Raw genomic sequence first — 5,354 nt, forward strand, 5'->3', positions numbered from 1 at the left:
TTACTAAAGAACGGTTTAAAAGAAAGGCAACGACCTACTCTCCCACCTGTGGCAGTACCATCGGCGCTAATGGGCTTAACTTCTCTGTTCGGAATGGTAAGAGGTGAGCCCCATTGCAATAATCACCTTAAATTGTTTCAGTGTATTTCAACTGTATAAGTTAACATATTGATAAATATAATATTGTAAAGTTTCAAAGAGTTTGCTTCCCCTCACAAGGAGGGGAAGTACGTACATAAGCCTATGGGTTATTAGTACTACTTGGCTACATACATTACTGCACTTACACCTATAGCCTATCAACGTGGTAATCTCCCACGACCCTTTAAAGAAATCTCATCTTGTGGTGGGTTTCGCGCTTATATGCTTTCAGCGCTTATCCCTTCCCGACGTAGCTACCCTGCAGTGCCACTGGCGTGACAACAGGTACACTAGAGGTCAGTTCAACTCGGTCCTCTCGTACTAAAGTCAAATCCACTCAAATTTCTAACGCCCACAGCAGATAGAGACCGAACTGTCTCACGACGTTCTGAACCCAGCTCGCGTGCCACTTTAATGGGCGAACAGCCCAACCCTTGGGACCTTCTCCAGCCCCAGGATGTGACGAGCCGACATCGAGGTGCCAAACCCCCCCGTCGATGTGAGCTCTTGGGGGAGATCAGCCTGTTATCCCCGGAGTACCTTTTATCCTTTGAGCGATGGCCCTTCCATGCGGAACCACCGGATCACTATGCTCTACTTTCGTACCTGATCGACCTGTATGTCTCTCAGTCAAGCTCCCTTATGCCATTGCACTCTACGCACGGTTACCAAGCGTGCTGAGGGAACCTTTAGAAGCCTCCGTTACTCTTTTGGAGGCGACCACCCCAGTCAAACTACCCACCACGCACTGTTCTCATCGCTGAGTTAGGCTCTAGATAAGCAAAGGGTGGTATTTCAAGGATGATTCCACAACGCCTAGCGACGCCGCTTCATTATCTCCCACCTATCCTACACATTACTTATCCAAAGTCAATACGAAGCTATAGTAAAGGTTCACGGGGTCTTTTCGTCCCGCTGCGGGTAATCGGCATCTTCACCGATACTACAATTTCACCGAGCTCATGGCTGAGACAGTATCCAGATCGTTGCACCATTCGTGCAGGTCGGAACTTACCCGACAAGGAATTTCGCTACCTTAGGACCGTTATAGTTACGGCCGCCGTTTACTGGGGCTTCATTTTAGATCTTCGCCGAAGCTAAACCCTCCACTTAACCTTCCAGCACCGGGCAGGTGTCAGGCCTTATACATCATCTTTCAATTTAGCAAAGCCCTGTGTTTTTGATAAACAGTCGCCTGGATCTTTTCACTGCGGCCAGCATTGCTGCTGGCGACCTTTCTCCCGAAGTTACAGGTCTATTTTGCCTAGTTCCTTAGCCATGAATCTCTCGAGCACCTTAGAATTCTCATCCCAACTACCTGTGTCGGTTTACGGTACGGGTTCTCATAATCTGAAGCTTAGAGGTTTTTCTTGGAAGCCCTTAGGCACACTATCAACGCATCCGAAGACTTGTTGTACTATCACACTTCAGCTAGACTAGCGGATTTACCTAAAAGTCTAATACCTACATGTTTCAACGAACTATTCCGTCAGTTCGCGGTGCTTTCATTACTCCGTCACCCCATCGCAATTATAAGAAGTACAGGAATATTAACCTGTTGGCCATCGACTACTCCCTTCGGATTCGCCTTAGGTCCCGACTAACCCTCAGCTGATTAGCATCGCTGAGGAAACCTTAGTCTTTCGGTGAGGGGGTTTCTCGCCCCCTTTATCGTTACTTATGCCTACATTTTCTTTTCTATCCGCTCCAGCATACCTTACAGTACACCTTCTGCGCAAATAGAATGCTCCCCTACCACTTTATAACTAGTATAAAATCCATAGCTTCGGTAATATGTTTATGCCCGATTATTATCCATGCAAAACCGCTCGACTAGTGAGCTGTTACGCACTCTTTAAATGAATGGCTGCTTCCAAGCCAACATCCTAGCTGTCTAAGCAGTTTCACCTCGTTTTTTCAACTTAACATATATTTGGGGACCTTAGCTGATGGTCTGGGTTCTTTCCCTCTCGGACATGGACCTTAGCACCCATGCCCTCACTGCTGAGTAACATTTTATAGCATTCGGAGTTTGTCAGGAATTGGTAGGCGGTGAAGCCCCCGCATCCAATCAGTAGCTCTACCTCTATAAAACTTTCGCTCAACGCTGCACCTAAATGCATTTCGGGGAGTACGAGCTATTTCCGAGTTTGATTGGCCTTTCACCCCTACCCACAGGTCATCCAAAGACTTTTCAACGTCAACTGGTTCGGTCCTCCACTGTGTGTTACCACAGCTTCAACCTGCCCATGGGTAGATCACTCGGTTTCGCGTCTACTACTACTAACTATGGTCGCCCTATTCAGACTCGCTTTCGCTTCGGCTCCGGACCTTAAATCCTTAACCTTGCTAGCAACAGTAACTCGTAGGCTCATTATGCAAAAGGCACGCCGTCACACAGTAAATGTGCTCCGACCGCTTGTAGGCGTACGGTTTCAGGTTCTATTTCACTCCCTTACTTAGGGTTCTTTTCACCTTTCCCTCACGGTACTAGTTCACTATCGGTCTTTCAGGAGTATTTAGCCTTACCGGATGGTCCCGGTAGATTCATACAGGATTACTCGTGTCCCGCACTACTCAGGGTACTGCTATATTATCTTCGCTTACCTATACGAGACTATCACTCTCTTTGGTTCGTCTTTCCAAACGATTCTAGTTCACTTAGACTCTAATGTCGCAGCCCTACAACCCCAATACTGCCGTAACAGCATTGGTTTGGGCTAATCCGCGTTCGCTCGCCGCTACTAACGGAATCACTATTGTTTTCTCTTCCTCCGGGTACTTAGATGTTTCAGTTCTCCGGGTTTGCTCCTATAAATAGGTGACATGTCTTCAACATGCCGGGTTGCCCCATTCGGAAATTTACGGATCATAATGTGTGTGCCACTCCCCGTAACTTATCGCAGCTTATCGCGTCCTTCATCGCCTCTGAAAGCCTAGGCATCCGCCATACGCCCTTATTTAGCTTATTGTACTTTTTGCTGCAGTATCTCTACTACAACGAGCTCTTTATAATTCTTTATTTTTATAAAAATATTGTCGTTAGATCGTAATCTAACTTCTCTATCTTGATTCTTTACGATATCATTTTTACCAATATGTCAATGAACGTTTTTAGACCTATAGCCTAATTGTGGAGAATATCGGAGTCGAACCGATGACCTCTTGCGTGCAAGGCAAGCGCTCTAGCCAGCTGAGCTAATCCCCCATTATGAAATTCAGAATATGAATCCTCAATTATGAATGTTGAATTCTCTAACTTCCAGAATTTCCTTCCTAATATATACTTATTTATTTGTAGTCCCGGGCAGACTCGAACTGCCGACCTCTACATTATCAGTGTAGCGCTCTAACCAGCTGAGCTACGAGACTATAATAGCTATATATTAGTGTATTTTAAAATTAACAGCAAAGAGCAAAATGTACCTCTTTTGTAACTCACCATCTTTCTCTAGAAAGGAGGTGTTCCAGCCGCACCTTCCGGTACGGCTACCTTGTTACGACTTAGCCCTAGTTACCAGTTTTACCCTAGGCAGTTCCTTGCGGTAACCGACTTCAGGCACCCCCAGCTTCCATGGCTTGACGGGCGGTGTGTACAAGGCCCGGGAACGTATTCACCGGATCATGGCTGATATCCGATTACTAGCGATTCCAGCTTCACGGAGTCGAGTTGCAGACTCCGATCCGAACTGTGATATGGTTTATAGATTCGCTCCTATTCGCATAGTGGCTGCTCATTGTCCATACCATTGTAGCACGTGTGTAGCCCAGGACGTAAGGGCCGTGATGATTTGACGTCATCCCCACCTTCCTCACGGTTTGCACCGGCAGTCTCGCTAGAGTCCTCAACTTTACTTGTTAGCAACTAACGATAGGGGTTGCGCTCGTTATAGGACTTAACCTGACACCTCACGGCACGAGCTGACGACAACCATGCAGCACCTTGTGATCTGTCCGAAGAAAACTCTATCTCTAAAGCTGTCAGACCACATTTAAGCCCTGGTAAGGTTCCTCGCGTATCATCGAATTAAACCACATGCTCCACCGCTTGTGCGGGCCCCCGTCAATTCCTTTGAGTTTCAATCTTGCGATCGTACTCCCCAGGTGGGACACTTATCACTTTCGCTTAGTCACTGAGATAAATCCCAACAACTAGTGTCCATCGTTTACGGCGTGGACTACCAGGGTATCTAATCCTGTTCGCTCCCCACGCTTTCGTCCATGAGCGTCAGTATATACGTAGTAGACTGCCTTCGCAATCGGTATTCTGTGTAATATCTATGCATTTCACCGCTACACTACACATTCTATCTACTTCCGTATAACTCAAGTCAACCAGTATCAAAGGCAGTTCCATAGTTAAGCTATGGGATTTCACCTCTGACTTAATTGACCGCCTGCGGACCCTTTAAACCCAATGATTCCGGATAACGCTTGCACCCTCCGTATTACCGCGGCTGCTGGCACGGAGTTAGCCGGTGCTTATTCTTACAGTACCGTCAAGGCCGTACACGTACGACTGTTTCTTCCTGTATAAAAGCAGTTTACAACCCATAGGGCAGTCATCCTGCACGCGGCATGGCTGGTTCAGAGTTGCCTCCATTGACCAATATTCCTCACTGCTGCCTCCCGTAGGAGTCTGGTCCGTGTCTCAGTACCAGTGTGGGGGATAATCCTCTCAGACCCCCTACCTATCGTTGCCATGGTAAGCCGTTACCTTACCATCTAGCTAATAGGACGCATAGTCATCTTGTACCCATAAATGTTTAATTAAAAAGCGATGCCGCTTCTCAATATTATGGAGTATTAATCTTCATTTCTAAAGGCTATCCTCCTGTACAAGGCAGATTCTATACGCGTTACGCACCCGTTCGCCGGTCGTCAGCGGAAGCAAGCTCCCCTGTTACCCCTCGACTTGCATGTGTTAAGCCTGCCGCTAGCGTTCATCCTGAGCCAGGATCAAACTCTTCATTGTATAATCTTTAATATTATTAATGAATAAGTTTCAAAAGAATTTTTTTAATCTAATTAATTAGACTGTGGTAATTCTACTCTTTAATTACGCTGTCAATTTCAATATTTTCAATGAACTTTGTTAACCTTAATATTTGATATCTCTCAACCAAAATCTTAATTAACTTCTTGTAGAAACGTTAGAATCGAACTAACTGACTTTTTAATGGTCTTTCCAAAATCTCTGTGATCGTGTCGCT

2 tRNA genes and 3 rRNA genes are annotated in these 5,354 nt (G+C 46.1%); all 5 read right to left on the reverse strand.

The annotated features are described in order from the left end of the window. Positions 1-21 precede the first annotated feature (21 nt). Positions 22-130: ribosomal RNA gene (gene rrf / locus ACKTTQ_RS00005) — 5S ribosomal RNA — on the reverse strand. 101 nt (positions 131-231) lie between these two features. After that, positions 232-3,113: ribosomal RNA gene (locus ACKTTQ_RS00010) — 23S ribosomal RNA — on the reverse strand. Positions 3,114-3,275: 162 nt separating this feature from the next. Then, positions 3,276-3,349: transfer RNA gene (locus ACKTTQ_RS00015), tRNA-Ala, on the reverse strand. 90 nt (positions 3,350-3,439) lie between these two features. Next, a tRNA-Ile gene (locus ACKTTQ_RS00020) sits at positions 3,440-3,513 on the reverse strand. Positions 3,514-3,596: 83 nt separating this feature from the next. Continuing rightward, positions 3,597-5,116, reverse strand: a 16S ribosomal RNA gene (locus tag ACKTTQ_RS00025). Together the 16S, 23S and 5S rRNA genes with 2 tRNA genes alongside form the textbook arrangement of a ribosomal RNA operon. Between the last annotated feature and the right edge of the window lie 238 nt (positions 5,117-5,354).

The sequence above is a fragment of the Tenacibaculum halocynthiae genome (assembly GCF_964512825.1).
In the GTDB taxonomy this organism is placed as follows: domain Bacteria; phylum Bacteroidota; class Bacteroidia; order Flavobacteriales; family Flavobacteriaceae; genus Polaribacter; species Polaribacter halocynthiae.